2 protein-coding genes are annotated in these 3,747 nt (G+C 62.7%); one reads left to right on the forward strand and one right to left on the reverse strand.

The genetic code is table 11. The features are described from left to right. Positions 1 to 499: recombinase family protein (locus AC13EK_RS12705; protein WP_483022224.1), on the reverse strand; the 499-nt coding region annotated here is incomplete at its 3' end. 140 nt (positions 500 to 639) lie between these two features. Between AC13EK_RS12705 and AC13EK_RS12710 the strand changes: the two genes are divergently transcribed. Next, positions 640 to 3,609: a Tn3 family transposase gene (locus AC13EK_RS12710; RefSeq protein ID WP_483022225.1), complete on the forward strand. Its 2,970-nt coding sequence runs from the start codon at positions 640 to 642 to the stop codon at positions 3,607 to 3,609. The last annotated feature ends 138 nt before the right edge of the window (positions 3,610 to 3,747 follow it).

The raw sequence follows: 3,747 nt of genomic DNA on the forward strand, positions 1-3,747 counted from the left end.
GCGCTGCTTCGGTAGGCGAGATACGAGCTTCGACCAGCTTGATGGCCGCATCCACTTTGGACATGTCCAGCGGCTGACGGCCAGGCTGTTTGCCCTTAGCACGGGCGGCGGCAATACCATCTCTGGTTCGCTCAGAAATCAACCGTCGCTCAAAATGGGCGATGGCCCCAAACACATGGAAGATGAGCTCGCCGGCAGCTGACGAAGTGTCGATCTTTTCTTCAAGGCTCAGGAGCGCGATGCCCTGACCGCGTAGCGTCTCAACCGTGGTGAGAAGTTCGGCAAGCGAGCGCCCAAGCCGATCGAGGCGGACCACCGCCAGCGTGTCACCCTTGCGGGCATAGGCGATTAGCTCAGCCAGACCGGGCCGTTCCATGCTCTTACCTGAAATGACATCGGTGAAGATTTTGATGGCGCCAGCCTTCTCCAGACGCATGGTCTGGCCCGCAACGTCCTGATCGCCGGTGCTGACGCGGGCATAGCCCAGAATATCACCCATGCCGCACGTCTCCCAAACGGTCGTTCTGTGGACGCTATGGAGGGCAGCCGCTGCGCCCCACCCATATCCGTCCACATACTATGTCTCTTTACTCCTCGCTGTCCATAGGCCCAGATGACCTTTTGTGGACAGGAAACGGCATGACGAAGCGCAAGCATCAACTCCTGACCGAGAGCGAACGCGATCAGATACTCGCCATCCCGACCGATCGCGACCATTTGGCCCGGCTCTATACCTTCGAGCCTTCCGATATCGAGATCATCGGCGCGCGACGGGAGCGACGGAACCAGTTGGGCGTGGCGCTGCAACTCGCGCTCCTGCGGCACCCGGGCATCACCCTTGCGCAGTTGATACAGGACAGGGGAGCAATACCCCATGATCTCGCCGCTTTCGTCGCGGAGCAACTTGGTCTGCACGTAACCGAGCTGGCCAACTATGCGGCGCGGGATCAGACAATGACGGATCATGTCCGTGAGCTGGCGGCGCGTTTGGGGCTTCGGGGGCCAACCCGCGCCGATATTCCCTTCATGGTCGAGGCGGCCGCGAGAACGGCATGGGCGACCGACAAGGGGATGACGATTGCGATGGGCGTGGTCACCGCCCTGCGCGAGGCCCGGATTTTGCTGCCGTCCATCTCCACCATCGAACGCGCCAGCAGCGCGGGACGTGCCCGCGCGCGCAAGCAGGCCGCCCACGCCCTGATCGCCGATCTCAGCGCCGAACAGGTCCAGTCCCTCGATCAGCTCTTCGACGCCGCCGGCGGCATGAGCCATCTCGCCTTGCTTAAGACCATCCCCGTCGCGGCCAAGCCCGATCACGTCCGCCAGATCCTCGACCGTCTGAGGCAGGTGCGGAAGATCGGCATTTCCCCCGACGTCGCGGGCCGCATCCACGCGGACCGATTTCGGCAATATGTCAGGGAAGGCCGTGCGTCGCCTGCCTATATGATCGAGCGCTATATTCCCTCCCGGCGACGCGCCACGCTCGTTGCCTTCCTGCTCGATCTTGAAGAACGGCTGACGGACAGCGCCCTGGAGATGGCGGACAAGCTGATCGGCGGCATCTTCACCCGCGCGAAGAACGCCCAGGCGCGCAGCTATGCCGCCACGTCGAAGAACGTGGCCCGGCTGATGCTGATCTTCCGCAGGACGATCGACGCGCTCACCGATGCAGTCGATACTGGCGAAGATCCTATGGAGGTCCTGGATGCCTCAGTAGGATGGCACACCCTCCTGAAGGCCAGACCGGAAGTGGCGACGATCGCGGAAACCGCCAATCTTGATCCGCTGAGGGTCGCGGCCGACCGCTATGCGACGTTGCGCAAGTTCGCCCCTGATCTGCTTGAAGCGCTACAGTTCAGGGCCGGAAAGGGCAGCGCGAAAACGATTGCCGCTATCGAGATGCTGCGCGACCTCAATAGGTCGGGCAAGCGCGATCTGCCTGCCGACGCTCCGATGCCCTTCCGCAAGGAATGGCAGAAAATCGTCATGGGCGATGACGGCAAGATCAATCGGCGGCTCTGGGAAATCGCGACTATCGCGCATCTGCGCAACAAGCTGCGCTCCGGTGATGTCTGGGTGGAACGATCGACGGGATACCGCCAGTTCGACAGCTACCTGCTAAGCGAACCGAAGGCCAAGCCGATCGTGTCGGCTCTTGGTCTGCCACCCACAGCCGGCGAATGGCTCGAACAGCGGGGCCGCGAACTGGACTGGCGGCTGAAGAAATTCGCCCGGAGCCTGAAGCGCGACGCTCTGGAGGGTGTGCGATACCGCGACGGCCGCCTCCAGATATCCCCCGTTCGTACGATCGCAACGCCCGACGCCGAAGCCCTGGCCGACCGGCTCGATGCGATGATGCCACGCATCCGTATCACCGAACTGCTACATGAGGTGGCGCAGGAAACTGGCTTTCTTTCGGCGTTCACCAACCTGCGCACCGGCGAGCTATGTCCCAATGAAAATGCGCTGCTCGCCACGATCCTCGCCGACGCCACCAATCTCGGCCTGTCGCGCATGGCCGCCGCGAGCCAGGGCGTCACGCGCGATCAACTCCTATGGACCCATGACGCCTATATCCGCGACGAGAGCTACCGCGCGGCGCTCGCCGTCCTCATCAACGCGCACCACCGCCTGCCATTCTCGCGGGTATGGGGCGACGGCACAACGTCCAGTTCCGATGGTCAGTTCTTCAGGGGCGCGAAGCGCGGCGCATCGGGCGGCGACATCAACGCCCGCTATGGCGTCGATCATGGCTTCAGCTTCTACACCCATGTTTCCGATCAGCGCGGGCCCTACCACGTCAATGTGATCTCGGCCGCCACGCATGAAGCGCCCTATGTCCTCGACGGCCTCATCAGCCATGGCACCGATCTCAGGATCGTCGAGCATTACACCGACACCGGCGGAGCGACCGATCATGTCTTCGCCCTGTGCGCGATGCTGGGATTTCGCTTCTGCCCGCGCCTGCGCGACTTTCCGGACAGGCGGCTTGCGCCGATCGCGCCGGTTTCGGCCTATCCGTCCATCGCCCCGTTGTTGGGCAAGCGTATCCGCACCGACATCATCAATGAACAATGGGACGACGTGCTGCGCCTCGTGGGGTCGATCAAGGCTGGCCACGTCGCGCCGTCGGTCATGCTGCGAAAGCTCGCCGCCTACGAACGGCAGAACCAGCTCGACGTCGCACTACAGGAGATCGGCAAGATCGAACGGACCCTGTTCATGCTGGACTGGCTTGAAAATCCCGATCTGCGCCGGCGATGCCATGCCGGCCTTAACAACAGCGAGCAGCGCCATGCCCTGACGCAAGCGATCTACACCTTCCGCCAGGGCCGCATCATCGACCGCAGCCATGAAGCTCAACAATATCGGGCATCAGGCCTCAACCTAGTCATCGCGGCGATCGTCTATTGGAACACGATCTACATGGCCGACGCCGCCCAGCATCTGCGATCGGCAGCGGCCCCGGTCCCCGATGATCTGCTTGTCCATACGTCGCCGGTTGGCTGGGAGCATATTGCCTTTTCCGGCGATTTCCTCTGGGATCGAGCCGCCGCTTCCGCTGGCCGCAAGGCCCTCAATCTTCCGCCGGACAGCCGCGCCGCCTAAGCGTTCCTCGGTTGTTCTCCCTTAGCGTTGCGTGTGGATGGCTCCCGCGTTGCGGTGCGATTTTCTGACGTTCTGACATGCCATATCGAGTGCAGTCGCGTGTCCGGCCTTTATGTGCAGCCTTTATACGGCTGCTGG

The sequence above is a fragment of the Sphingobium sp. L-44 genome (assembly GCF_056859495.1).

Coding starts and splice junctions, on each gene's coding strand:
- AC13EK_RS12710 (WP_483022225.1), top strand. CDS start 640: ATGACGAAGCGCAAGCATCAACTCCTGACCGAGAGCGAACGCGATCAG.